Origin of the sequence: Gillisia sp. Hel_I_29, assembly GCF_000744275.1 — a bacterium.
Lineage (GTDB): Bacteria > Bacteroidota > Bacteroidia > Flavobacteriales > Flavobacteriaceae > Gillisia.
In genome coordinates this window covers 39762-66382 of sequence record NZ_JQLP01000003.1, presented here as the reverse complement: position 1 = coordinate 66382, position 26621 = coordinate 39762, and the positions used below count along the sequence as shown (strand labels likewise).

Genomic DNA, 26621 nt, shown 5'->3' with positions numbered 1-26621 from the left:
CAAAAGCATTTCCCTCCCAACATAAGGTTAAATGAAAAATTGGCGGTTTTAAATTATCTTATATTGCAGTAAGAAAAGCCCATAACAGCCAATGCTTTATATACTGCATCAAAATACTGATCTAGAAGAGGTTAAAACTGAGATCTTACCTTTGTTAGAAAACAAGGAATATCAATTACTTACCTATGATAATGTTTTAGATATAGAAGATTCAGAAAAGTCTGTAATTCTTACCTACCTAGGAGATCAGGAGCTATCAGAATTTTTACCTAAAGCAGCAGAGCAAAATTGGCAAGTTGCCATACTCCCCCACCCCGAACTTATTTTTACTGGAAAAGGACTCGGTATAGAAAATGACCTTAAGCAAAGTCTGGAAGATATTTTTGGTCTAGAGGAAAGTTATAATCTAGACATGTTATTCTGTAATGGAAAACCCGTATTTCAATCTGTGAATATTGGAAGTGTCTTTATTTTGAAAAGAAAGGATCATAACAACAACCTTTTTTCAGAATTCTATAATTTTCTAAAGAATATTAGAAAACTTTCCCATTTATCACATAGGCGATTTAATTTGAGCGTAGATGGAGAAAAATTAATTAATACTTCTGGTTTAGGGATTGTGATTGTAGAACGTTCCTCTAGTTCTATTATTTCAAAAAGATTAATAGAAGATAGTTATATGAACGATGGAATGTTTCATACACTCATTATTTCTCCTCAGAACATTTTAGAACTTATATGGTTCTTATTTAGAAGTTTGGTACCAAATACCAAAACCTTTGATCAGTTACCAGATTTTATTGGCAGAATAAAGACATCAAATTTATGTATAAATAAATGTGGATCTTTAGATTATACAGTAGATGGTAAGCAGGAAACAAACGAAGAGATTGAAGTTCATATAGAACCCCAAACCTTAAAACTTAGGCAAAGCAGCCTTTACATTAACGATAAAAATGGTAAGGAAGCTAAGAAAAGTATTAAAATAGAAAAATTGCCAACGGGAGAAAAAACCGAGGAGCTTACAAAAAGAACACTGCCATGGTGGCCACGAGCTACCACAGAAGAATTTCAAGATCTTTTCAAAGTCTTGCGAGAGAATGCTAAGCTTACCTCCCCATTTATCGTAATGATGGTGCTCTCCACATTAATAGCCTCTTTTGGCTTGTTCGGAGATTCTTCTCCTGTAATTATAGGGGCAATGATCCTTGCACCTATTATCTCTCCAATAGTTTCATTTTCTATGGGAATGGTTAGATATGACACCAATATGCTAAAAACTGGAATTTCAACGATTCTCATTGGAACTGCTGTAGCATTACTTGTTGCCGCAGGGGTAAGTTTAATAATCCCCCTAAAGGTTCTTACATCAGAAATAGATGCACGTCTTTCTCCTACGCTCTTAGATATGGGAATAGCAGTAGCCTCTGGAATTGCAGCAGCTTATGCGCATGCTAAAGAAGGTATTGCAAAAAGTTTAGCCGGGGTGGCAATTGCTGTGGCACTAGTTCCACCATTAGCTGTTGCAGGAATTGGGATTGGTTGGCTGGATTGGGAAGTATTCTCTGGAGCTTTTCTTCTCTACCTTACCAACCTTGCCGGCATCATCATGTTTGCAGGTATCACTTTTCTAGTTTTAGGATTCGCACCATTTAGAAGAGCTAGAATGGGATTGATCTATACACTTATTATTCTGGTTTGTGTAATGATACCACTATCACTTTCCTTTAACAGGATACAAACCGAAGCACAAATTACTAGTCAGTTAGAAGGTATAAAATTAGATGAAGCCATTTTAAAAGATATTAAGGTTAGAATAGGGAAACCGCTTTTGATCTCAGTAAAATTGGTAAGTTCAGAATCTTTAGATGCAAATAAGATGAAAATGATAAAAACCAAGATCGAAGAAAAGATTAATAAACCTATTAAGTTAGAAGTGATTTCCGCAATAGAATTTTAGAAGTATAGGAGTTACATTGTTTTGGCTAATAGTATAATTATCTCTCAGTTAGCATTTAGCATATTTAACTAAGGATATAAAATTCTGTTTATCAATATTTTAATGGATATAAATTGAAATTAATCAATTTTCTAATCAAGAAATATTATCTTAGAACATACACATCACCTCAACTAAGTATCTCTGTAACAAAGGTTACCGAAAAATTGCATCTATAAATTTAAATTTGTCTTAAGCGATTTGAAAACAGTCGCGTAAAAATTAAGTTTATGGAAATAGAAGAAATGATTAAAGATCATTGCGGGACGATTATAGATGTAAGGACCCCTGCAGAATTTATTGGAGGTAGTGTAGTAGGAGCTATAAATATTCCGCTTAATGAAATACCTTTAAGAATGGAGGAAATTAAAGAATTAGAAAAACCTTTAATTTTATGCTGTAGATCTGGAAATAGAAGCGGACAAGCTCAGCAATATATCTCTAAAAATGATATTGAATGTTATAATGCCGGCTCGTGGCTGGATGTAAATTTCTATTTATCACAAACCGATTGATCATGTTAGAAAGAATTAAAAGCTTATTAGGTATTACTCCTGCACCAGATTATGCTGAATTGGTGAAAAATGGAGCACTTATTTTAGATGTTAGAAGTCCTAATGAATTTAATCAAGGGCATGTACAAGGTGCCAAAAACATTCCTCTTGAACATATACAAGGAAAGTTGAATACCTTAAAAAATAAGGAACAACCTATAATTACCTGTTGCGCTTCCGGAATGCGAAGTGCTTCTGCTAAAGGAGTGCTAAAAGCAAATGGTTTTACTCAGGTTTATAACGGCGGTGGATGGCAAAGGCTAAATAGTAAGCTCTAAAAGAACAAAATCTATAGCACCTACCTTCTAAGATCATTTTCTAATTTGTACTTGAACATTCTCATTTTCAATATTTGACACAAATTCTAGCGCCCCATTTTCGTACATCTTACCAAGGTCTCTAAGATCTATATTAAAATCTTCTACACTATAATTCTCATAATCCACAAAACGAATTCCTTCTATAACTCGCGGATTGTAAACTACTCTAAATCTAATTCCGCGTTCAGACCCATGAAATTTATACGCTAGATAATCTACCGTAAAATTATCTTTATGTATCCAATACATAAATTCATCATGATGATCTTCTCCTCCTCCATCTTGCTGAAAAGTAATTTTTAGCTGATAATATGGCTCTCCTTTTATTATAGTTTCTCCAGCAAGTTGTTTATTAACAGCTCTGTCATTAAGGCCGTACGGAAGATTTGCGAAGTAATGAACAGAATTTACGCTACTCCCAATTCTTAGCGCCATAGAATCCTGCACCTTCACCAAAGAATCTCCCCTTAAACGTTCGAAACCTGTATTGCTCAACACATCTACAAAAGTTCCTGTAGAATCTACCGTAGTACGCTCTAAGCGATACTCTCCTCCATTTCTAACGCTCTTATAAGTATGCTCTCTAAATTTGAACTCGATAGTAGCTTTTTTGTAATTGGCTCCTCCGGACTTCTCAATAGTTTTATCGATGATCTCTTGAGCAGTGATCTCTTCTTTTTTATCTTGACATGAGGAAATAAAGAGCACTAAAGAAAGGACTAAAAGTAGGTTTTTCATAGGAATATTATAACAACTTCAAATATAAACAAAAACATACATCTATTAAATATAGATAGCTCTTCATTGAACGTTTACCGCATGTATCTTTCATCATCCATCTTCATTCATTTAAATAAGATCAAGCCAAAATTATAGGTACACTTAGAATTACCTTAGGTTCTTTTAAAATATTCGAAGCATTTATTAGAACGAAATCTTAATAATGATGCTAATTTATAGAAAGCTTCCTATTTTTGTGGTGGTATGAAGAATAACATCAACATAAAGAATAAGAAAGCTAAGTTTGAATATGAATTTCTGGATAAATATATTGCAGGAATCAAATTGGCAGGAACAGAGATAAAAGCTATCAGATTAGGAAAAGCTTCTATTACAGAAAGTTTTTGCGAGTTTCAAAATCACGAACTCTTTGTTATTAACATGCATGTGGAGGAATATTCTCATGCCACCCATTTCAATCATAACCCTAAGAGCGAGCGTAAATTGTTACTTCAAAAACGTGAATTAAGAAAACTCGAAAAAGAGGTTAAGAATTCTGGTTTAACGATTATTCCGCTTAAAGTCTTTATTAACGACCGCGGACTTGCAAAAATGCAGATAAGTCTTGCAAAAGGTAAAAAGTTATATGACAAGCGAGAGACCATTAAAGATCGCGAAAGCAAACGTAGGCTAGACCGAATTAAAAAAGATTTTAACTAAGCCTAAACCCTATTGAGTAATTTTCGCTAATTTCCCGACAGAAATTTATCTTAATGATCTGGAAATTACGCATCTTATTTGTGCTCTTATTTATCTCTAATCTTAGCTTTTCTCAAGTTTCGGGCACCGTTACAGACAAGAATGGAGAAACCCTGCCATATGTTAATATCTATACTGAAGATGGCCTATTTGGAACTACTACCAACGAAGACGGAAAATTTCAGATAAACATAGACAAAACCGGCACCTATAATATTGTATTTCAGTTCCTGGGCTATGAAACGCTTAGAAAAAATGTAGCAATAAAAGAGTTACCACTTATATTAGATGCTACCCTTCAAGAAACTACTACCAATCTTGAAGAAGTTACTATCAATTCAAAAGAAAATCCTGCAAATAAGATCATAAAGCAGGCTATAGAGAATCGCAATAAAAATCTGGCAAGATTAGAACAATATACCGCTAATTACTATTCTCGAGGTTTATGGCGTATTAAGAATGCTCCCGAAAAAATCCTAGGCCAAGAAGTAGGAGATCTTGGGGGAGGTTTAGACTCTACCCGCAGTGGCATAGTCTATCTTAGTGAAACTATTTCTAATATTGCATTTAAAGCGCCAGATGATTTTAAAGAAACTATCCTCGCATCTAAAGTTAGTGGAGATGATAATGGCTTTAGCCTTAACTCTGCCAGAGAATCTGAATTTTCTTTTTATAAGAACACTATAGGCCTCAACGCTAAAATAGTATCTCCAATTGCAGATTATGCTTTTAATTACTACACCTATAAATTAGAAGGTATCTTTTATGCTGATACCGGACAATTGATCAATAAAATTATGGTACAACCAAAAAGACCTAATGACAGGGTTTTCTCCGGATACATTTATATCGTAGATAATTCTTGGCAGATCTTTGGGGTAGAACTGGATACTACGGGAGAAGCCATCCAATTTTCGCCTATAGAGCGACTTACCTTCACTCAAAATTTCAAATATTCTGAAGAGAACAAGTTCTGGATAAAGATCTCGCAAACGGTAGATTTTAGTTTTGCAATGTTCGGAATTTCCGGAGATGGAAGATTTACCGCGGTATACAGCAATTACAATTTCACCCCTCAGTTTGAAAAGAGCAGCTTTTCTAGAGAAGTAATGTCTTTTGCAGAAAAGGCTAATAAAAAGGACTCTTTGTTTTGGAAAAGCTTAAGACCCGTGCCCCTTACAGATGAAGAACTTACAGATTATGTTAGAAAAGACAGCATACAAATATTAAAAACCTCTAAAAAATATTTGGACTCTGTAGACACTGCACAAAACAGCTTCAATATTTCTAATCTAGCTTTTGGCTACAGTTATGCCAACTCTTATAAAAAACAGCGATTTAGTATATCTTCTCCCTTATTTGGCACTCATTTTAATACCGTGCAGGGATGGAATACGAATGTGACTATAAGTTATAGAAAAGAACAGCAGGAGAATTCTGGAAAGTACTGGAGACTTAAGACTCAACTTAACTATGGATTTAGTGAAGATAAACTTAGATATACCGCGGAGTTTCAACAAAAATTCAACAATTTCAGCAAACCAGTGCTAAGTATCTCAGGTGGAATTGAAACTGCAGAGATCAATGACACCAATCCAATTTCAACAAGAATGAATGATATTGCAAGTTTATTCTTTGAGAGAAATTACCTTAAACTATATCAACGTAAATTTGGAAAGATTGCCTGGCAACAAGAAGTCTTTAACGGACTAGAAATTCAAACAGATCTTAGCTTTCAAGATAGATCTGCCTTGCTAAATACTACAGATCAATATTGGGTTACTAATGATGATGTGCAATATACCTCTAACAACCCGTTACAACCCGATAATTTTGACTCAAAACCATTTCTAGATCATCATATTTTTAAATTTAATTTGGCTGGTAAGATCAATTTCGATCAGAATTATATGAGCTATCCGGACGGAAAATATAATATTTCTTCCAATAAATATCCTACTCTGTATTTAGGTTACGAAAAAGGATTTGCAGCAGATATCTCAAATTACAATTATGATCAGTTCAAATTCTGGATCCTTCAAGATCTAGAACTAGGCAATAAAGGGTCTTTTGGGTATAGCATAAAAGGAGGAACTTTTATAAATGCGGAAGCTATAGCTTTTGTAGATTACAGACATTTTGATGGTAACCAAACGCGTATTGGAAACGGTTCTTACCTCAACAAATACAACCTATTACCTTATTATCAATTAAGTACCAATAACAACTATTTAGAAGCACATGCAGAGCATAATTTTAAAGGGTTTATCTTAGGAAAGCTCCCTTTATTAAATAAATTGAATTACAATTTGGTGATCGGGGCGCACTTGCTTGCTACCAAAGACAATAATCCTTATACAGAATATTCTGTAGGCTTAAATAATCTAGGCTTTGGAAAATACAGATTTTTAAGGTTAGACTATGTGGTCTCTAATTTTAATGGGCAACAAGAAGGTGCTTTTATATTTGGGCTGAAATTCTTGGGTATTTTTGAATAGATAATTTTACACTCAGATGCTGAGGCAAGCTAAACATAAAGAGAGATCATCAAATTGAATAGTTGTATTAAATACAAAAGAGGAAATTCATTCTAATTTCTATCCTCCAAAAGCGGAACAAATCTAAAATCTCCAAACTCTCTTTTTTCAAACTCTTTTGCAGATTTTCTAATAAAAAGAGTCATTACCTGTACCTTATCTCCAACAGGGATCACTAACCTACCTCCTACTTTTAATTGAGCTAATAATGGCTTTGGTACATAGGGTGCACCTGCTGTAACAATTATCTTATCAAAAGGAGCATATTCTGGCCATCCTTTGTAGCCATCTCCAAAACTTAAATGCTTTGGCCTGTATCCAATTTTAGAAAGAAATAATTTTGTTTTTCTATAAAGTTCTCGCTGCCGCTCTATACTATAAACTTTTGCTCCAAGTTCACAAAGAACCGCTGTTTGGTATCCGCTTCCGGTACCAATTTCCAACACCATATCTCCTTTCTTGATCTCTAAAAGTTCAGACTGAAATCCTACGGTATAGGGTTGTGAGATGGTTTGATCTGCAGCTATTGGAAAGGCCTTGTCTTGATAGGCATGGTCTTCAAAACTACTATCCATAAATAAATGCCTTGGGATAGTTCTAATAGCTTCCAAGACTTTAGCATCCTTAACTCCCTTTGCCTCCACAATGGCAGCTAACTGTTGTCTTTTCCCTTTATGTTTAAATGTATCTCTTAGCAATTTTTTATGTTTTACGGGATAAAATTAATCAAACATACCCTAGGGTTCAAGCTAAGTTTTAATTATTATTTAACTCTCGTGCTAACTCATTTACAGCCAAAATGATATTGGCTTTAACTCAAGAAATGCTATTTTTGTGAAAAATGTAACAAACATGCTTAAAGCTGGAGTATTTGGTGCCGGACACCTAGGAAAGATCCACTTAAAACTTCTTCAAGAATCTTCTAAATATGAGTTGGTTGGTTTTTATGATGATAATAAAGAACTAGCCGCAAAAGTGGAACAGGAATTTGGATATAAAAGTTTTAATTCTCCAGAAGAGCTACTAGCACTAGTAGATGTTATAGATGTTGTTACACCCACAAACGCTCATTTTAAAGTTGCTAAAGAGGTAATTTCTGCCGGGAAGCATCTTTTTATAGAAAAACCTATTACCTCCACTTATGCAGAAGCCGAAGAACTTATAGCTTTAGCAAAAAAGCATAAGGTAAAAGGCCAAGTTGGGCATGTAGAAAGATTTAACCCTGCCTTTAGAGCGATTAAAGATAAAATAGAGCAACCTATGTTCATTGAAGCACATAGATTGGCAGAATTCAATCCTCGTGGAACCGACGTGCCGGTGGTTTTAGATCTTATGATTCATGATATTGACGTTATTTTAAGTGTAGTAAAATCTGAAGTGAAAGATGTTTATGCCAGTGGAGTTTCTGTAATAAGTGAAACTCCGGATATAGCAAACGCCAGAATTCAGTTTGAAAATGGATGTGTTGCCAATCTAACGGCTAGTAGGATTTCTTTAAAGAATATGAGAAAAGCGCGCTTCTTTCAGCGTGATGCTTACATTTCTGTAGATTTCTTAGAGCGAAACTGTGAGGTGGTAAAGATGAAGGATGCACCGGAAACACCAGATGATTTTGCCATGATCTTACAAAATGCTGAAGGTATCAAAAAGCAGATCTATTTTGACAACCCTAAGGTTGAAGAGCACAATGCTATTTTAGATGAGTTAGAAACCTTTGCAGATGCCATAAATAACGATACTACTCCCATAGTAAGTTTAGAACAGGGTGCAGAAGCATTGCGTGTTGCCAATATGGTTATAGATAGTTTTAAAAAATAAACGCTATCAGAATTTCAAGTAATAAAGAATAGAGGATTTTTTTAAACCTCCAATTATAAAAATTTAAATAATGAAAAATATAGCAGTAATAGGAGCCGGAACCATGGGTAACGGTATTGCACATACGTTTGCACAATTTGGATATAAAGTTAACCTTATAGATATTTCTAAAGAAAGTCTTCAAAAAGGCTTGGATACCATTTCTAAGAATCTAGACAGAATGGTTTCTAAAGAGAAGATCTCTGAAAATGAAAAAGCTGAAACTTTAAATAACATTTCAACTTTTATAGATATACCTAGTGGCGTTAAAGATGTAGATCTTATTGTAGAAGCAGCTACAGAAAATGTAGACCTTAAATTAAAGATATTTAAGCAGCTGGATATTAACTGTTCTAAAGACACTATTTTAGCCAGCAATACTTCTTCTATCTCTATTACCCAGATCGCGGCAGAGGTTTCTAATCCGGAAAGAGTTATTGGAATGCACTTTATGAATCCAGTACCGGTTATGAAATTGGTAGAGATCATTAGAGGGTATAATACTTCAGATAAAGTAACGAAAGATATTATGGAGCTTTCAGAAAAATTGAATAAAGTTCCGGTAGAAGTAAATGATTATCCTGGATTTGTAGCCAATAGAATTTTAATGCCAATGATAAACGAGGCAATAGAGACCTTGTATAATGGCGTTGCCGGAGTATATGAAATAGATACGGTAATGAAGTTAGGAATGGCACACCCAATGGGTCCCTTACAACTTGCAGATTTTATAGGTTTAGATGTATGTCTTTCTATTTTAGAAGTAATGTACAACGGCTTTAAAAATCCAAAATATGCACCATGCCCATTATTGGTGAATATGGTGAGAGCCGGAAAATTAGGAGCGAAATCTGGTGAAGGTTTCTACGATTATTCCGAGAGCAGAAAGGCTGAAAAAGTATCAGCTCAATTTATATAAAGATTTTAAAGATCAGAAGTTAGAATGCAGATCCTAACTTCTGATCTATTATACCTATTTTCAGAATTTGACCAAGATCATTCCCTTTAGAGCAGTTCGCCCTACCAGTGACAAGGCAGGACTCGTTGCATCAAGACCGTATGAAGATTATAGCATAGGCGAACTTACGGCGCAATTGGAATACAATCCATATTCTTTTTTACATATTATCAATCCCGGATATAAATTTCAGCATGAAATAACAGGAGAAAAAAGATTTCAATTGGTTAAGAATCGCTATCTCGAGTTTAAAGAAGAGGAGATATTTACCAGAGATGAAACTCCGTGCTATTATCTCTACAAGATCATTGCTAGAAGTCAGGTATTTTGTGGAATTATAGCTGCAGCAAGTGTAGAAGATTATAAGAACAACCTTATAAAAAAGCACGAAGATACTATAGAATACAGAGAAACACTTTTTAAAGATTATCTAAAAGTAGTAGGATTTAATACGGAGCCGGTATTGCTTACGTATCCAGATTCTGAGGTTATCAATAATATTCTGGCACAGGCTATGAAGGAGATCCCGGAATATGAGTTTACTACCCATAATAAGGAAACTCATTACCTGTGGAAAATAGATGATGAAATTAATGTAAATAAGATAAAGGCAGAATTTGAAACGATGCCACATCTGTATATAGCAGATGGCCACCATAGAAGTGCTTCTTCTTGCTTATTGGCAAATGAATCTATGCAAGCCAATCCTGAGCATACCGGGGAAGAGAGCTATAATTATTTTATGAGCTATCTTATTGCAGAGAGCAATTTAAAGATCTATGAGTATAGTAGGATGGTTACAGACCTTAATGGGTTGAGTAAAGAAGAATTCCTCATGCAGCTTGATGAATGGTTTAGAATTGAGAACAGGAATTTTGAGACCTATGCGCCTACGAGCAAGCATCACTTCAATATGTATCTAGATGGCGAATTTTACTCGCTATATCTTAGAAAAACAGGATATGAATTTACAGACTCCTTAAGCACTTTGGATACTAATATTTTATATGAAAAGATCTTAAAACCTATTTTGGGAATTATAGATCTTAGAAATGATAGTAGGATTGCCTATATTCACGGAAAGAATGATCTTATAGAAATGAAATCTCAGGTAGATAATGGAACCTTTGCCGTTGGCTTTGGAATGCTACCACTTACTATAGAAGAAATAAAGAAAGTTGCAGATGAAGGCCTTATTATGCCACCTAAAAGCACCTATATAGAACCTAAATTAAGAAGCGGACTTACCATCTATGAGTTTTAAAATTTGCTGATCTCTTTTTAAGTTCTCAATTCTTTCGAGTGTATGTCCTTCCTATAAAAGCATTTCTGTGAAGATGGAATAATGACAGCGTAATAATATAGATTTAAAATTACAACATATAACAGCATGAGCATTTCAGAAAATATAAAACAATATAAAGAAGAACTTGGTGATGTTTCCTTGGTAGCCATTTCCAAGACTAAACCAAATGAAGATCTGGAAGAAGCTTATAATGCAGGGCAACGCATTTTTGGTGAAAACAAGATCCAGGAAATGACAGATAAATGGGAAGCCTTGCCAAAAGATATAGAATGGCACATGGTTGGCCACGTGCAGCGCAACAAGGTAAAGTATATGGCGCCTTACATTGCTCTTATTCATGCTGTAGACAGCTTAAAGCTTCTTAAAGAGATTAATAAAGAAGCTAAAAAGAACGAACGTACCATAAAATGTTTGCTTCAGATAAAAATAGCCGATGAAGATTCTAAATTTGGGATCTCAAAAGATGAAGCTAAAGAGATCTTAGATTCTGAAGCTTTTGCAAAATTTGAAAATGTTGAGGTTAGCGGATTAATGGGTATGGCAACCTTTACCGATGATATGGATCAGGTTAAAAAAGAGTTTTCATATTTACATTCTGTTTTTACAGAATTCCAGCAAACGTATCCAAAGATGAAGACCTTATCTATGGGGATGAGTGGAGATTATCAGTTGGCAGTAGAATGTGGTAGCACTATGGTTAGAATAGGAAGTGCTATTTTTGGAGAGAGAAATTATAATTAAGAAGAAGGATCATATTTGTACGCAATATTAGACATAGAAACCACCGGCGGGAAGTATAATGAAGAAGGAATTACCGAAATTGCCATTTATAAATTTGATGGGCAAACGGTAGTAGATCAATTTATTAGTCTTGTAAACCCGGAGCAACCCATACAACCTTTTGTAGTAGGACTTACCGGTATAAATAACGATATGTTGCGCAATGCACCCAAATTCTATGAGGTAGCAAAACGCATTGTAGAAATCACTAAGGATTGTATTGTGGTAGCCCATAATGCCAAATTTGATCATAGAATACTAAGATTAGAATTTAGACGTCTTGGTTTTGATTATGAGCGTAAAACGCTTTGTACCGTAGAATTATCTAAAAAGCTTATTCCGGGGCAGACGTCTTATAGCCTTGGAAAACTTGTGAGAGCTTTGGGAATTCCATTAAGTGACAGGCATCGCGCAAATGGAGATGCCCAGGCAACCGTGAAATTATTCAAAATGTTGCTGGCTAAAGATTCTCAAAAAGAGATCTTAAAAGAATCGGTTAAAAATGAGCCTTCAAAACAATTAGACACAAAACTTGTTCAGTTATTAGAAGAACTTCCTGCAATAACCGGGGTATATTATCTTCACAATAGTGATGGAGACATTATTTATATTGGTAAGAGCAAGAATATCCGCAAAAAAGTAAATCAGCATTTTACCAACGATAATCTTAAGGCAAAAGAACTCCAAAAAGAAGTTGCAGCGGTAAGCTTTGAAGCTACCGGTAATGAACTTATAGCTCTCCTTAAAGAAAATGAAGAGGTAAAACAGAATAAACCAAAATATAATAAGACTTCTAACAAACCTATTTTTAGCTACGCCCTCTATCAATTTGTTGATGAGAAGGGTTATATCAACCTAAAGATTGCAAGAGCAGATGCCAGAAAGAGTAATGTTACCACTTTTTCTAATATGCAGCAGGCAAAATCTACGCTTAGAAACATGATCTCCTCTTACAATCTATGTGATAGATTATGCGGCTTGGAGCTAGGAACCGGGAAATGTTTTGGATACACCATAAAGAATTGTCATGGTGCCTGTATAGATCTAGAATCGCCATTAGACTATAATGCACGGGTAAGAGAACTTATAGAAATATATAGTTATAAAGATCAAAACATGCTGGTGGTAGACCGTGGCCGTGAGGTAGATGAAAAAAGCGCCTTGCTTGTGGAAAATGGAGAATTTAAAGGTGTAGGATATTTCAATTTGAATTACCAACTGAATAACCTCGAAATTGTGAGGTCTATAATAACTCCTATGAAAAATGACAGGGATGTACGTCATATCATTCAGAGTTATTTAAGAAGGAACAAGAAACTTAAGATCATCCAACTGCAAACAAATGACTAAATTTTTACTCCCCCTCTTTTTACTTTTTAACCTTTGCATATACGCTCAACAAAGCTTCAATATTAAAAATTCTGAGGTATCAGAATATGATCTAAACGCTACTAGCTACGAGAAAGATGCTGCTGCTAATGCTTTTTATATTTATGAAAAAGGTGAGACAGAATTTCAAGATGTTAATGATCATGGGATAGTAACAAGGTATGAAGCCAAAATTAAGATCTTAAATAATGAAGGTTACGATACTGCAAATATCAAAATAAGACTTTCTAAATCTGAAAGCGACAGGCAGAAGATCAAAGACATTGTAGCTACCACTTATTATCTGGAAGACGGAATTAGAAAAGAAAAGAAGTTATTAGACTCCCAGATATATACAGAAGAAAATACATATCAAGACATGGTGAGCTTTACTTTTCCGGCTTTAAAACCAGGAGCTGTTTTGGTGTACTCTTATACAAAAGAATCTCCTTTTATCTTTAATTTTCAAACCTGGTGGTTTCAAACCGAAATTCCAAAGGTTTATAGTGAATTCAACAGCAAAATTCCAGGGAATTATAAGTACAATATTCAAAAAATTGGAGAACTTAAATTAGCTTCTCAGGAAAGCGATATTCAAAAGCGATGCTTCTTTACTTCAAAATTAGCAGTTCCGGCAGATTGTATGGTTACTACATATGTAATGAACAATATTCCCGCATTTATAGCAGAATCCCATCTAACCTCTAGCCATAATTATGTATCTAGAATAGAATATGAACTGCAATCTATCACTCAACTAGACGGATATGTTAGAAAATATACCAAATCCTGGGAAGATGTAGATAAAGAAATAAAATTTGATAATGGTCTGGGAAAGCAATTAAAGCGCACTTCTCTGGTAGAAGATCTGCTTCCTGAAAACATCAGATCGATGCCTGAAGGCCTGGAAAAAGCACAGGAGATCTTCAATTTTGTAAAAAATACCTATAGCTGGAATGGCAGTTATAAGATCTTTTACGATATGAACTTAAAAGATATCATTAAAGATAAATCTGGAACTATTGCTTCCATAAATATTCTACTTCATAATATTTATGAGAATGAAGGATTTACCGTTAAACCAGTATTAAGCTCTACTAGAAACAATGGAACTCCTACTAAACTGTATCCAATATTATCAGATTTCAATTATTTGATGGTACAATTAGAATTAGAAAATACTCCCTACTTATTAGATGCTTCTGAAAAGAATATAGAATTTGGAATGATTCCTTTTAGAGCATTGAACTCTTACGCCAGACTCATAGATTTTGATTCTGAAAGCTCCTGGATAGATATAAATGCCAAAACATACTCTAATGTTACCTATAAAGATTCTTTAGCTATCTATAAAGACGGGACTGCAAGTGGACATTCTAAGCAATCTTTTAGTGGATATCATGCGCTACAGGTAAGAAATGACCTGCAGGAAATAAGCCAAGAGCAGGTCTTTAATAAGATCTCGACTCCTATGAGCTTTACCACATCAAGCAATTTTGAGATCTATAATCAAAAAGAGATCGAAGAACCTTTAAGCATAGATTATACCTTGAAGAATCAGTCTCAAAAAGTGAATGGAATGATCTATTTTAACCCCTTCAGCTTTAAGCTTTTTGACAAAAATCCCTTTACACTTAAAGAAAGAAATTATCCTATAGATTTTGGATTTAAAGATGGCTATTATTATTACGCAAAAATAAAATTACCGGAAGATCATACGCTGGTAGCACTTCCAGAATCTAAAGCTTACTCCTTACCTGAAAATGGAGGATCCATTCAATTCTCTACAAGAAAGGTTTCCGAAAAAGAGGTGATGGTAGTTTTAAGGGTCACTTTCCCAAAGGCGGTTTATCCTTCGGCATATTATCCTTATCTTAAAGAGTTTTTTAACCATATTTTAGAGATCCAAGATCAATCTTTAATTGTTCTTAAAGAGAATAGCTAAACACAAATATCTATTTAGTAGAAACGATATATTGAAAACTAAAAAATCTTATCCGGCCTGGAAAGCTAAGCTTCATGAAGTAATCTATGAAGCAGATACTCCCATGGGGAAACTGTTTGATATTGTTCTTCTGGTTGCTATAGTATTAAGTATTGTACTGGTAATGTTAGAAAGCATAGCTCCTGTTAATCTTAAATACAGACAGGAATTCTATATCACAGAGTGGATCATTACATTTTTCTTTACCATAGAATATGTTTTGAGGATAGTGTCTATAAAGAAACCCAGAAAATACATCTTTAGTTTTTATGGTATTATAGACCTTCTTTCTACGCTTCCTTCTTATTTAGCTTTCTTCTTTGGTGGCTACAACATGCTATTCGCTATTAGAGCGCTTAGATTGCTAAGGGTGTTCAGGATCTTAAAGATCTCAAGATATATTGGCGAGTCTAATAAACTAATGCGTGCGCTAAAGAGCAGTCAGCCAAAGATCCTGGTTTTCTTATTTGCAGTGTTAATAATCTGCATTATCATGGGAACCTTAATGTATCTGGTAGAAGGTCCGGAACATGGATTTACCAGCATTCCCGTTGGGGTTTATTGGTGTATAGTTACGCTCACCACGGTAGGTTTTGGAGATATACATCCGGTTACTCCGCTAGGCCAGTTCATCGCTTCGTTCATCATGATCATGGGTTACGGAATTATTGCGGTACCTACAGGAATTGTAAGTTCTGAGTTTTCTATGGATACCACTTCAGAAAAACAGGTAAATACTCAATCTTGTCCTAATTGTGCAGAAAGCAATCACCTTAACAAAGCAGAATTTTGCCATAAATGCGGGCATAGCCTTTAATTAAAATGGAGAATAGATACGTAATAAACGTTTTAGGACCAACGGCAATTGGAAAGACAGCGCTAAGTATAAAACTCGCCAATGCATTTAACACAGAGATCATATCTGCAGATTCCAGACAGTTCTATAAAGAAATGTCTATAGGTACTGCTGCGCCAAGCAACGAAGAACTGGCCCAGGCCCCGCATCATTTTATTCAGCATATCTCTATAGAAGATGATTATTCTGTAGGAGATTTTGAAAAGGAAGCTATCAGCACATCAGAAGCACTTTTTGAAAAGCAAGAGGTATTGATTCTGGTGGGTGGCAGCGGACTTTATGTAAAAAGTTTTACTGAAGGTCTGGATGAATTTCCGGAAGTAGATGCAGACATAAGAGTAGCCCTAAATTTACAACTGCAAGAAGAAGGCATTGCTCCTTTAAAATTGAAATTACAAGACCTAGATCCAGAATATTTTGCAAAAATAGATACCGACAATCCTCACAGAGTTATTAGAGCCTTAGCGATCTGTATTGGTACAGGAAGTACTTTTTCTTCATTTCTGAACAAGCCGAAGAAAACCAGAAGTTTTAAGACCCTATCTATTGGACTTACTGCCCCGAGAGAGATAATTTATAACAGAATAAACCGAAGGGTAGATATTATGATGGATGAAGGCTTGCTGGATGAAGCTCAATCTTTATATCAGAAACGAAAATTAAATGCTCTTAATACTGTTGGCTACAAAGAACTATTCGCATTTTTTGAAGGCAGGATGGATCTGGAAGCAGCTGTAGAAGAAATTAAAAAGAATACCCGCAGATTTGCTAAAAGACAGCTCACCTGGTTCAGAAAAGATGAAACTATAAAGTGGTTCGAGCATGAAACTCCTGCAGAAGAGATCATAGCTTATCTAAGATCTAACATGCAATAGTTATTATCTCACTATAACCCTTAAAATAAGTTCTTCCTTATTGGTATATAATTTAAGCACATAAACCGCGCTTTGTAAATAGCTAAGGTTCATCTTATATTGCACCGTTCCTTCCTCAAATAAGGTGGTGGTAATATATTTTCCCTGCATATCATAAACCTCAACTTTCTCCAATGCGATACCCGCAGGCAGATAATAAGAAAAAGGCCCATCTGTAGGGTTAGGATATATAAAGATATAACCTGGCCCTGTAGGCGTGACTGGCGGCTCCTGGCAATTTCCAAGTACGGTAACTGTAGCGGTAGCACTTGCAGGATTACTGCTACCATCTTGAGCCCTTAAGATCACCCTATTTTCACCAAGATTATTACATGTAAAATCTGTTTTATCTAAGAACAGCCTTATATCTCCACAATTATCTATAGAGCCATCATTAAGCATTTCTGTGGTGATGCTGGCAGTACCATTAGCATCTAGGGTAATGCTTATATCTTTAGTTCTTACCACAGGTGGAAGAAGATCTTCTACCACAACTTCTACCCTACAATTACCACCGGTGTTGCCATCGCTATAATACAGAGTAACCGTATTACTGCCTTTATCTGCACACGTAAAAGAGGTTTTATCTACACTAAACTGATAATTTCCTGCCGTACCGGTATATAGATCTTCAGAAGAAAGTTGAGCTTCTCCATTGTTATCTAATTGAAGTATAAAAGATTCTTTGCACGTAAAATCTATAGCATTCTCCTCATAAGGCAATACATTTACAGTTGTGTCACAAAAACCTGAATTTCCCGAAGCATCTGTTACTGTTAATCGTAATATGTTTGTGCCCAGATCTGCTACAGAAAAATCTGACTTAGAAAGTGTTCTTGAAATGCTGTCACAGGCATCAAAAGAAGTATCATCCAGATCTTGAGGAGACAAACTAGCAGTTCCCCCAGCGTCTAACCTTAAGTTTATAATCCCCACGCACTTTACTACCGGCGGAGTAGCATCTACCACATTTATATTAAAAGAGCAGCTGGTTTGCCCGGTATCTCCTGTGGCGGTTAAGGTGATTTTAGTATCTGAGCTTATTAAAGAACCCGGAAGTGGAGATTGGGTAATAACAGCGTCAAAATTAGCCTGTGCCTGTTGCGTATAATCTGGCAATTGAAATTGACAATTAGCATCTAAATTTCCGGTTTGATCTTCTAAGCATGTAATTTGCAGATCTGGGTTTTCGGTGATTATATTCACGTTAAACGTACATTCTGTTGAATTCCCATAACTATCTACCACCGTTAATATAATTTCTGTAGTGTCATAGATCACGGTACCAACATCGGGTTGCTGTTTTAATTCTTGGATAAAGCAGTTATCATCATAAACAGCATTCAATATATAATTTGGCAATTGAAAACCTTCTCCCTGCTGCACCATTTCTGTTTGATCTGTAGGGCATTCTATGGTAGGAAATATAGCATCTGTGGTTATCAACTTTACTTCACAAGTGTCCATCTGATCTTCAAATTTAGCAGTGATTACTAATGTGAGATCGTTATTTACACTAAATCCTGCAGTAATATTTTGAGTTACCGTTGCGCCTTCTATATTAGTACTTATTGTAGAAGCGAGTTCCGGAATTGCATAACTGCAGTTTTCATCTACTTGAAAAAATTGATCTCCAGGACAGTTAAGAATTTGAAGTTCAGATTCTTTAAAGAATTTGATATTAAAACTACAACCAGATTGGTTGTTATTCTCATCTGTAACGCTAAAGTTCACCGTAGTATTTTCTGTAATAATTGTTCCCGAAGCAGGAGTCTGTACAATTTCAAAATTCGAAGAACAATTATCTGAGATAGTGAGTTGTTCTCTATAATCTTCCAGTCTGAAAGATTTGCTATCTGTATATGCTATTAGTTTATCTTCTAGACATTTTACATCTGGAATTATATCATCTATAATAGTAATTTCTGCGGAGCAAGTATCTGAAAGCGAAGGTTCATCTTTATTAGTAACCGTAAGAACAACATCAACTTTGCCGATATCTGCACAATTATAATTATACTTACTCAAACTTAGAATTACATTATCAGCTGCAGCATTCCCGTCATAAACTTGAGCCGCAGTTAATGTTGCTGTACCATTTGAATCTAAAAAAAGATTAACTGGTTTACATTTTGCTTCTGGTGGCGTATTATCTAATACATTAATTGTGGTGGTACACTGGCTTATTTTTCCAGAAGCGTCTGTAACTTTTAAAGTAACCGATTTGATTCCTGAAGTGGTGAAAATTTTGGGAGTTACTTCTCTATTAACTATAGCGCAATTATCTGTTGATCCATTATCTATATCTGAAGCTGCAATTGTTACAGAACCATCTACTAAAAAGAATTCTTTCCCGGGAGCTATACATTTTACATCTGGAATTATATCATCTATAATGGTAATTTCTGCGGAGCAAGTATCTGAAAGCGAAGGTTCATCTTTATTAGTAACCGTAAGAACAACATCAACTTTGCCGATATCTGCACAATTATAATTATACTTACTCAAACTTAGAGTTACATTATCAGCTGCAGCATTTCCGTCATAAACTTGAGCCGCAGTTAATGTTGCTTTACCATTTGAATCTAAAAAAAGATTAACTGGTTTACATTTTGCTTCTGGTGGCGTATTGTCTAATACATTAATAGTGGTGTTACACTGGCTTATTTTTCCATAAGCGTCTGTAACTATTAAAGTAACCGATTTGATTCCTGAAGTGGTGAAAATTTTGGGAGTTACTTCTCTATTAACTATAGCGCAATTATCTGTTGATCCATTATCTATATCTGAAGCTGCAATTGTTACTGAACCATCTACTAAAAAGAATTCTTTCCCGGGAGCTATACATTTTACATCTGGATTTATATCATCTATAATGGTAATTTCTGCGGAGCAAGTATCTGAAAGCGAAGGTTCATCTTTATCAGTAACCGTAAGAACAACTTCAATTTTGCCAATATCTGCACAATTAAAATTATACTTACTCAAACTTAGAGTTACATTATCTGCTGCAGCATCGCCATCATAAACTTGTGACGCCGTCAGAGTTGCATTTCCAACAGCATCCAAAGAAAGAGTTATAGCCTTACAATTAGCTATTAGAGTAGTGTTATCCTCCGGTTTATATTCAATAGAAAAAGTTGTTCTTGGCTGTGGATCGCATTTAAAAAAGTCAATATCTTTTAAACTTACCGAAACCTCACCGGGAGCATCTGGCACTACTTCTGCCGTAAAAGTATCTTGACGTTTAAATTTTCTTATGGAGAAATCAAACGTAGCATTTACACTCGTTGGATAAACCTCATCACCTAAAGCAATTTCACCCATAGGACCTATACCTGAAAGCTTTAGATTATTAATATGGATTAAACCGCAACTATTTAAAGCAATATCTATTGGTAGATTAAGTTCTGCATTATCAAATTTCTTTACAAATGTGTAGTTCTTATTCGTATTAAAAACATTTACAGTATACTTTGTATCTCTTATAGTTTCATAATTATTAAGGACTTCTAGCGGGTCATTAAATAGGTTGGTTAAATTAAAATCACTTTTGTAATCTATAGCATACAAATAACCATAATCATCTACAATTAAACTCCCTGGTGTACCTTGTTCAACACCTTCGATGATTGTAATTGGATTAAAATTATTGTCAAAAATTAAAATTCGACCATTTGTCCCACCTGAATCACTTAAATAAATATTGTTATTCTTATCAACTGCAATTCGAAACGGTTCTATAATCTCTTCGGAATTATAAAAACTAGTCTTTCTAATTAGTTTTCCGTTAGGTTGATAAATTTTTATAGCATCCTTTCCCGAATCGTTTTGACCATTAAAATTATCAGCTACATAAATATTACCAGCTGCATCCAAAGCTATCCCTGTTGCTCCTCGAGGAAAATCACTTTCTCCATTTGTACCATTACCAATTGGATCCAACTCTTGGTAATTTGAGTCAAAAATTAGAACCTGTTTTTTACCATTATCTGCAACATAAAAGTTCCCATTAGTCCTATTAATCACGAAATCCAATGGTGAATCGAATTTATCTTTAGTAATTACGGGTTTAGGATCACCTAATTTATATATTCCATTGTTTAACGTAAGATAAAATAGTTCATTTTTAGAATTAAAATCAATACTAATAACGGAAGCGCCTAATTTAGTCTTAAATAATTCATCGATTGAATCAAAAAGAAAAGCAGTTATTAATTCCGAAGTAGTAATGTTTATAAGGAAGGGGTCAAAATCGATTTCGTCTTTATATTCAAAATTCACATCGGTTCTTAATAAATTTTGCAAGTCTTGACCATTAATGATCGAGAAATCAATCGGAGAAAGAAAATCTACTGCATCATCAAACTCAATGGTTATTGGAATTGGATTTTCAGAAGTAGGACCGGGAGATTCCGTTGATGTTATAGTAAGACCATTCTGCCCCACCACTCCTTCAGAAAAAAACAGCATAGAAAAGAAGAACACAAAGAAAACCACTACCCTATTCACAAAACGAGCGTTCTGTGCGTTGCCGGTAGGTAAGCTGTGGTTAAAATTATCTTTCATTGCGTAGTGTAGGGTGATGCAAATATAGTACCCAATCTCTAAAGTTAAGATCTTAAGCTGTTAACATTTAAATACAAAGAGGCTGTATAAAAGTTATTCATAAGGTTTCCCGGCTCTTTTCATAGTACATGAAATGAACCTCAAATTCCCCAAAACTAACCTTTATACAGCCTCTTTTAGAAACTGAAATTCTAATTCTTTATGCTTCGGTGTTCTCTCTGTTCTTTACAACAAGTCTAAACCCTTCTCCGTGAATGTTCAAGATCTCTACATTCTCGTCTACTTTTAAATATTTACGCAATTTTGCTATGTAAACATCCATACTTCTAGACGTAAAGTAGTTATCGTCTCTCCAGATCTTGGTTAATGCAAGTTCTCTTGGCATTAGATCATTTTCATGAAGTGCCAGTAAACGCAATAACTCATTCTCTTTTGGAGAAAGTTTTATTGGCTCTTGCTGATTGTAAGTTAAAAATCTCAACTTAGAATTTAAATGAAATCCACCAATCTGGAATTCAAATTGTTTGCTGTCTGCAACGCTATCTGTAGCTTTACGCTGCATAATAGCCTTTATTTTCATCAACAAAACTTCACTATCAAAAGGCTTGTTCAGATAATCATCTGCCCCAACTTTGTATCCTTTTAATACATCTTCTTTCATTGCCTTTGCGGTAAGAAAGATAATTGGCACATCTTCGTTCTTATCGCGAATTTCTTTTGCTAATGTAAATCCATCTTTATAAGGCATCATTACATCTAGTATGCAAAGATCAAAATCGTCTTTTTTAAACTTTTCAAAACCTTCCATACCATTTTTAGCATGAGTAACTTCATAGTCATTCATTGCTAGATAATCTTTTAAGACTGTTCCAAAATTCGGATCGTCTTCAACTAGTAAAATTTTCTTGTTTTCAGTTTCCATATCTATGTTATTAACGGTATTTTTATTATAAATGTGCTTCCTCTTCCCTTTTCGCTCTCCACATGAATTGTTGCGTGGTGATCTTCCAGGATTCTTTTTACGTAGGCAAGACCCAGTCCGTGCCCTTTAACGTTATGTATATCTCCCGTATGCTCACGGTAGAATTTTTCAAATATTTTTTTCTGAACAGATTTAGACATTCCCGCCCCCTGATCTCTAATCTTCATCACAATATTATTTCTAACATTCTCTGTATAGATATCTATTTTTGGAGCTTCATCAGAATATTTTATAGCATTGTCTAGAATGTTCACCACTACATTGGTTAGGTGATCTTCATTAGCCAGCACAGAAGATTTCAGCGCACCAAAATGAGTTCTTATATAGCCATTTCTATCTTCTACAATAAGTTCTACATGGGTAATAGAATCTGTAACCACCTCATGTAAATGCAATCTTTCTTTCTTAAGGTCTAGTTCGTTCTTCTCTAATTTAGAGATCTGTAATACGTTCTCTACCTGTGCATGCATCCTCTTGTTCTCATCGCGAATCATCTGTAGATACCGGGCTACCTTTTCCTGATCGTTTATGATCTTCGGATTTTTAATAGCATCTAAAGCCAGATTAATAGTAGCAATAGGAGTTTTGAACTCATGCGTCATATTATTAATAAAATCTGTCTTGATCTGAGAGATCTGTCGCTGTTTTATCAATTGAGATAAGGCACTAGAATACGCAATTACAATTATAAGCGTGAAAATAATAGAAAGTACTGCCATTAAAGTAACAGAAGACAATACTACTTTTTTCTTGCCGGTAAAATTAACCAGTAACTGATAATTACTCTCTCCGGCATTGCTTACAAATAAAGGCACACTATAGGTAGCAGGATCATCAATATCAAAATTATCTGTATGAACTTTGGTTGCCAGCGAATTATTATAAACCCCAAATTCAAATTCTGAATTTAGATTATAGTTCTTTAATTCATTTCTTATTAAATCTTCTATTCTGCTTTTAGAAAGTCTTTTATGAATAGGAATTCTAGAGGTGAATTCTGAGATATAAGATCTTAAAAGATCTTTTTCCACATCTCGCATTCTCATCATTCTATTTAATCGCTCTTCTGAAGTTGCCTGATCTGGATTTACATTCTCATCATTAAAAATATCTTCAACCCTTCTGTTTATCAGTTTAGATACCTGAGCACTATCCTGAGCATAGGCAAGAAAATCTGAAGATACCTTATTATCTTCTTCTATACTACCACCGGGAAGAACACCATCGGTATCTTCATTAGCAGCATCATCGGTTTTAAAATAGCCATTTATAAGATCTTCATCCAATGCACTAGAAGTACTGTCTTTGTCTGCAAATTCAAACCAGAAGTTTTCAATCTCCTGATTTTGAAGCTTTTTAGAAACGCTAATTAGAATTTGCTTGGCGTTATATGAAAATTGTTCTTCCTTATCTTCTACGGTTCTTTTAATCCAGTAACCCTGCACGAATATAATCCCGATAAGGGATAAACTCATGAGCACAATCAAAAGCAGGAATAACTTTTTATTCATGCATCAAAAGTAAGATTTTAACATTTAGAGCATTATCGGTTTAACCAAATGTTAACAAAACAAGTCCTACTTTTTTATAGTATTTAAGAAAATTTTATGCAGATTCTTCACTTGAGATTCTGTATTATCCAGATCTATGTTTAAGATCTCATAATTTGCCAATTCTTGTTTCTGCTCATCGCTCCATTGATGCTGCATTCTAGCCTCAATTTCTGATAGCGAACTTTGGTCGCGTTTCTGCACTCTTTCTAGTCGAGAATTTTTTGGAGCAGTGACCAGTAGAACCAGATCACATTTTTTATAGCCTCCGGCTTCAAATAAGATTGCCGCTTCATAAATAACATATGGAAATTCCTGAAGGCTTAGCCATTCCGAAAAATCTTTAGCTACTGCGGGGTGTACGATCTGGTTAAGTTGCTCTAATTTTTCGGCATCATTAAAAACCTCTGCCGCTATCAGCTTTCTATTTAATGAACCTTCTATATATGCATCTTTGCCAAATAGATCGACCACCGCCTTCTTCACTTCTTCTGAGGTGGCCATAAGTCTCTTGCCAGCATCATCTGCAATATAAACCGGAACTCCCAGATCTTTAAAAAAATTGGCCACGGTAGTTTTTCCACTTCCTATGCCTCCGGTAAGTCCAACTATCTTCATCGCTTTATAACAAATTGAATCTTCTTTTCGTTAAGCCTTACGTTGTTTACCTGTGGTGGTTGCTCTGTAAGCTGTACCAGAAGATATCCATCACTATTAACGGCATTTTTGAAATCTGCCATTACCTTAAAATCTTCTTTCTTAACGCTATTAAATTTCTTTAAACTTACCTGATAGATCACGGTAACCTCTTTTGGAAAGATAACTACATTCATTCCCTCCGGCACATTTACAAGATCTATAGAAACCTGTACTTTGCCTTCTGTAAATTTATCGGTACGTAACGTATAGTCTATTTTAGTTTGGTAGAAGGTAAGACGCTCCAACTTGGCAGTGTCTAGATTTACCGTTCCACTTATATCATTATTGATATTTTCTAAACGCAGCACCTTGGTCTGTACTTGAGATAATGTGTCTAATATTCCTTTAGGCCCACTAACCATAATAGAATCTGGTTGAAATTCTACATCGTCTAGCGCAGAATAGCCCACCGCAAAATCTAATTCTACATTAGAGCGAATAGGAACTTTTTTCACTTCTCTTTGCTGGTAGCTTATGTTTAGGGTCTTTTTTAGGAACTCTGCTTTATCATATTCTAAATTAAGCTGAGATAATAGTGCAGATTTTTGTTCTTCCAGGTTATAGATCAGTTTCCCATTCTCCATCTTACTATCGCTCACATCTAGATACAACACCTTTGGAAATAATCTATTAAAGGCAATATGCAAGCCGTTCTCTTTAACTCTAAGATCTAATTTGGAAGGATTCTCTGGAGAGAGGATCTTATCTTTAGGTACGTTGATATAAGATATAGGTAACTCTACCGCTTCTGTGTATTCTTTGGAGAATTGCACGAATATCCAAACCACTGTAGAAAAGCCTAAAAAGAAAAGGAAGGTTTTAAAAGGCCCTCTTTTTATTAAAGGTTTACGTATTTTCACTTTATTTTGCATTCTTAAAAAATAGCTTAGGAAAAGCTTTTTGAGGCTCCATTTTTAAAAAATTCAATTTCCAAATAGCTTTTAGAAATCCTGTTCCGTACCCAAAAAACTGAATAAAGGTAGCTTTTATTGCTGCCACTCCAATATATAAACTTTTATTTTTAATTCCTGCATCTACTCCTATTATTATAAAATATAGCAAATAGCACAGTATAAAAAATGGAACTCCTAAGAGCAAGAACAGTAAAGATATCAATAAGCCTATCATAAATAAAGATGGGAACCAGAAGGTGATCTTTGCAGAAGAAGGATGCCAGATATTAAGAATAGGGCGCACCATTCCAAACTTATTTACCTGTACATAGAATTTATCCCAGTCTATTCTCCGTTTATGAAACACAATAGCATCAGGAATTAATACACTCTCAAAACCTAAATCTAGTAATCTTAAAGAAAGATCTGGATCTTCTCCCGGATGAATTAACCCAAAACCTCCAGTAGCTTCAAATGCTTCCTTAGAAAGACCCATATTAAAACTTCTGGGCTGAAACTTTCCAACAGATTTTTTACCTCCACGAATACCACCAGTGGTTATGAAAGATGTCATGGCGTAATTAATTGCTTTTTGCAATTTGGTAAAACTCTCATGAGCTCCATCGGGACCTCCAAAACAAGCTACAAAATGAGAAGACAAATAAGAATCTACTTCTTGCAAATAATTTGCAGGCAGAATAACATCAGAATCTAAGATGATATAATAATTGCCTTTTGCCTGCATCATTCCAAAATTTCTGGAATCTCCAGGACCGGTATTTTGCTTGTAGTGGTAGTTAATTTGAAGTAGTTGCTCAAACTCCTTAACTACCGCTTCAGAAGATATTGTAGAACCATCTTCTATGATCACCACCTCAAAAGGTGCAGAAAATTCTAATACTGCCATGCTTTGCAACAACTCCCTAATTTCTTCTGGCCTATTATATACAGGTATTATAAAAGAATAGTGAATTTGCATAGTGCTGTTAGATTATGATTTTAATTAGGTGAAGCTA

Annotated in this window: 21 protein-coding genes; 13 read left to right on the top strand and 8 right to left on the bottom strand. The window is 34.9% G+C overall.

What is annotated here, in order from left to right; translation table 11 throughout:
- Positions 1-91: 91 nt before the first annotated feature.
- From P163_RS04035 to P163_RS04025, 3 genes are all read left to right on the top strand, one after another.
- Entirely contained in the window at positions 92-1960 is a 1869-nt protein-coding gene (locus P163_RS04035; RefSeq protein ID WP_034887947.1) for a DUF389 domain-containing protein, read from the top strand.
- 269 nt (positions 1961-2229) lie between these two features.
- Positions 2230-2514 (top strand): rhodanese-like domain-containing protein, encoded by a 285-nt coding sequence (locus tag P163_RS04030; RefSeq protein ID WP_034887945.1) that lies wholly within the window; start codon positions 2230-2232, stop codon positions 2512-2514.
- 2 nt (positions 2515-2516) lie between these two features.
- Positions 2517-2831, top strand: a complete 315-nt coding sequence (locus P163_RS04025) for a rhodanese-like domain-containing protein (protein WP_034887943.1) — start codon at positions 2517-2519, stop codon at positions 2829-2831.
- Between the two features lie 33 nt (positions 2832-2864).
- Here the strand turns inward: P163_RS04025 and P163_RS04020 are convergent, their stop codons facing one another.
- Positions 2865-3611, bottom strand: coding sequence for a DUF6503 family protein (locus P163_RS04020; RefSeq protein WP_034887941.1), 747 nt, complete (start codon positions 3609-3611; stop codon positions 2865-2867).
- 246 nt (positions 3612-3857) lie between these two features.
- On the opposite strand from P163_RS04020, the gene smpB reads away from it, so the two are divergent.
- Both smpB and P163_RS04010 read left to right on the top strand, forming a co-directional pair.
- A complete protein-coding gene (gene smpB, locus P163_RS04015; RefSeq protein ID WP_034887939.1) occupies positions 3858-4313 on the top strand; it encodes an SsrA-binding protein SmpB in 456 nt (151 codons plus the stop codon).
- 53 nt (positions 4314-4366) lie between these two features.
- The gene (locus P163_RS04010) at positions 4367-6850 is read left to right on the top strand and encodes a DUF5686 and carboxypeptidase regulatory-like domain-containing protein (RefSeq protein ID WP_034887937.1); all 2484 of its coding nucleotides are present in this window, start codon (positions 4367-4369) and stop codon (positions 6848-6850) included.
- A gap of 92 nt (positions 6851-6942) precedes the next feature.
- Here P163_RS04010 and P163_RS04005 read toward each other — a convergent pair whose 3' ends face one another.
- Positions 6943-7587, bottom strand: a complete 645-nt coding sequence (locus P163_RS04005; RefSeq protein ID WP_034887934.1) for a protein-L-isoaspartate(D-aspartate) O-methyltransferase — start codon at positions 7585-7587, stop codon at positions 6943-6945.
- 154 nt (positions 7588-7741) lie between these two features.
- On the opposite strand from P163_RS04005, the gene P163_RS04000 reads away from it, so the two are divergent.
- The 8 genes from P163_RS04000 to miaA all read left to right on the top strand — a co-directional run bounded on the left by P163_RS04000 (position 7742) and on the right by miaA (position 16873).
- The gene (locus P163_RS04000) at positions 7742-8707 is read left to right on the top strand and encodes a Gfo/Idh/MocA family protein (RefSeq protein ID WP_034887932.1); all 966 of its coding nucleotides are present in this window, start codon (positions 7742-7744) and stop codon (positions 8705-8707) included.
- Positions 8708-8777: 70 nt separating this feature from the next.
- Complete coding sequence (locus P163_RS03995) at positions 8778-9665, top strand: 3-hydroxyacyl-CoA dehydrogenase family protein (RefSeq protein ID WP_034887930.1); 888 nt, start codon at positions 8778-8780, stop codon at positions 9663-9665.
- Positions 9666-9732: 67 nt separating this feature from the next.
- Positions 9733-10968: a DUF1015 domain-containing protein gene (locus tag P163_RS03990; protein ID WP_034887928.1), complete on the top strand. Its 1236-nt coding sequence runs from the start codon at positions 9733-9735 to the stop codon at positions 10966-10968.
- Between the two features lie 126 nt (positions 10969-11094).
- Positions 11095-11751 (top strand): YggS family pyridoxal phosphate-dependent enzyme, encoded by a 657-nt coding sequence (locus tag P163_RS03985; protein ID WP_034887926.1) that lies wholly within the window; start codon positions 11095-11097, stop codon positions 11749-11751.
- A gap of 15 nt (positions 11752-11766) precedes the next feature.
- A complete protein-coding gene (locus tag P163_RS03980; protein ID WP_034887924.1) occupies positions 11767-13140 on the top strand; it encodes an exonuclease domain-containing protein in 1374 nt (457 codons plus the stop codon).
- The gene (locus tag P163_RS03975; RefSeq protein WP_034887922.1) at positions 13133-15103 is read left to right on the top strand and encodes a DUF3857 domain-containing protein; all 1971 of its coding nucleotides are present in this window, start codon (positions 13133-13135) and stop codon (positions 15101-15103) included. Before P163_RS03980 ends, P163_RS03975 begins: the two co-directional genes overlap by 8 nt.
- A gap of 31 nt (positions 15104-15134) precedes the next feature.
- Complete coding sequence (locus tag P163_RS03970) at positions 15135-15959, top strand: ion transporter (RefSeq protein ID WP_034888309.1); 825 nt, start codon at positions 15135-15137, stop codon at positions 15957-15959.
- Positions 15960-15964: 5 nt separating this feature from the next.
- Positions 15965-16873, top strand: coding sequence for a tRNA (adenosine(37)-N6)-dimethylallyltransferase MiaA (miaA, locus tag P163_RS03965; protein WP_034887920.1), 909 nt, complete (start codon positions 15965-15967; stop codon positions 16871-16873).
- A 3-nt stretch (positions 16874-16876) separates the two neighbouring features.
- Here the strand turns inward: miaA and P163_RS03960 are convergent, their stop codons facing one another.
- The 6 genes from P163_RS03960 to P163_RS03935 all read right to left on the bottom strand — a co-directional run bounded on the left by P163_RS03960 (position 16877) and on the right by P163_RS03935 (position 26584).
- Complete coding sequence (locus tag P163_RS03960; RefSeq protein ID WP_034887918.1) at positions 16877-21481, bottom strand: T9SS type A sorting domain-containing protein; 4605 nt, start codon at positions 21479-21481, stop codon at positions 16877-16879.
- Between the two features lie 199 nt (positions 21482-21680).
- On the bottom strand, positions 21681-22403 hold the full coding sequence (locus P163_RS03955; protein WP_034887916.1) for a response regulator transcription factor: 723 nt from the start codon (positions 22401-22403) through the stop codon (positions 21681-21683).
- A gap of 2 nt (positions 22404-22405) precedes the next feature.
- Positions 22406-23974, bottom strand: a complete 1569-nt coding sequence (locus P163_RS03950) for a sensor histidine kinase (protein WP_034887914.1) — start codon at positions 23972-23974, stop codon at positions 22406-22408.
- Positions 23975-24040: 66 nt separating this feature from the next.
- Complete coding sequence (gene coaE, locus P163_RS03945) at positions 24041-24631, bottom strand: dephospho-CoA kinase (protein ID WP_034887912.1); 591 nt, start codon at positions 24629-24631, stop codon at positions 24041-24043.
- Positions 24628-25572: a CdaR family protein gene (locus P163_RS03940; protein ID WP_231556152.1), complete on the bottom strand. Its 945-nt coding sequence runs from the start codon at positions 25570-25572 to the stop codon at positions 24628-24630. The genes coaE and P163_RS03940 overlap by 4 nt, the downstream gene beginning before the upstream one ends.
- A 1-nt stretch (position 25573) precedes the next feature.
- On the bottom strand, positions 25574-26584 hold the full coding sequence (locus P163_RS03935) for a glycosyltransferase (protein WP_034887908.1): 1011 nt from the start codon (positions 26582-26584) through the stop codon (positions 25574-25576).
- Positions 26585-26621: the final 37 nt, after the last annotated feature.

Bases quoted from the DNA above. Each gene is read 5' to 3' on its own strand.
- P163_RS04035 (WP_034887947.1), top strand. From the start codon at position 92: ATGCTTTATATACTGCATCAAAATACTGATCTAGAAGAGGTTAAAACT.
- P163_RS03935 (WP_034887908.1), bottom strand. From the start codon at position 26,584: ATGCAAATTCACTATTCTTTTATAATACCTGTATATAATAGGCCAGAA.
- P163_RS04030 (WP_034887945.1), top strand. From the start codon at position 2,230: ATGGAAATAGAAGAAATGATTAAAGATCATTGCGGGACGATTATAGAT.
- P163_RS03950 (WP_034887914.1), bottom strand. From the start codon at position 23,974: ATGAATAAAAAGTTATTCCTGCTTTTGATTGTGCTCATGAGTTTATCC.
- P163_RS03985 (WP_034887926.1), top strand. From the start codon at position 11,095: ATGAGCATTTCAGAAAATATAAAACAATATAAAGAAGAACTTGGTGAT.
- coaE (WP_034887912.1), bottom strand. From the start codon at position 24,631: ATGAAGATAGTTGGACTTACCGGAGGCATAGGAAGTGGAAAAACTACC.
- P163_RS04000 (WP_034887932.1), top strand. From the start codon at position 7,742: ATGCTTAAAGCTGGAGTATTTGGTGCCGGACACCTAGGAAAGATCCAC.
- P163_RS04020 (WP_034887941.1), bottom strand. From the start codon at position 3,611: ATGAAAAACCTACTTTTAGTCCTTTCTTTAGTGCTCTTTATTTCCTCA.
- smpB (WP_034887939.1), top strand. From the start codon at position 3,858: ATGAAGAATAACATCAACATAAAGAATAAGAAAGCTAAGTTTGAATAT.
- P163_RS03975 (WP_034887922.1), top strand. From the start codon at position 13,133: ATGACTAAATTTTTACTCCCCCTCTTTTTACTTTTTAACCTTTGCATA.
- P163_RS04010 (WP_034887937.1), top strand. From the start codon at position 4,367: ATGATCTGGAAATTACGCATCTTATTTGTGCTCTTATTTATCTCTAAT.
- P163_RS03995 (WP_034887930.1), top strand. From the start codon at position 8,778: ATGAAAAATATAGCAGTAATAGGAGCCGGAACCATGGGTAACGGTATT.
- P163_RS03955 (WP_034887916.1), bottom strand. From the start codon at position 22,403: ATGGAAACTGAAAACAAGAAAATTTTACTAGTTGAAGACGATCCGAAT.
- P163_RS03960 (WP_034887918.1), bottom strand. From the start codon at position 21,481: ATGAAAGATAATTTTAACCACAGCTTACCTACCGGCAACGCACAGAAC.
- P163_RS04025 (WP_034887943.1), top strand. From the start codon at position 2,517: ATGTTAGAAAGAATTAAAAGCTTATTAGGTATTACTCCTGCACCAGAT.
- miaA (WP_034887920.1), top strand. From the start codon at position 15,965: ATGGAGAATAGATACGTAATAAACGTTTTAGGACCAACGGCAATTGGA.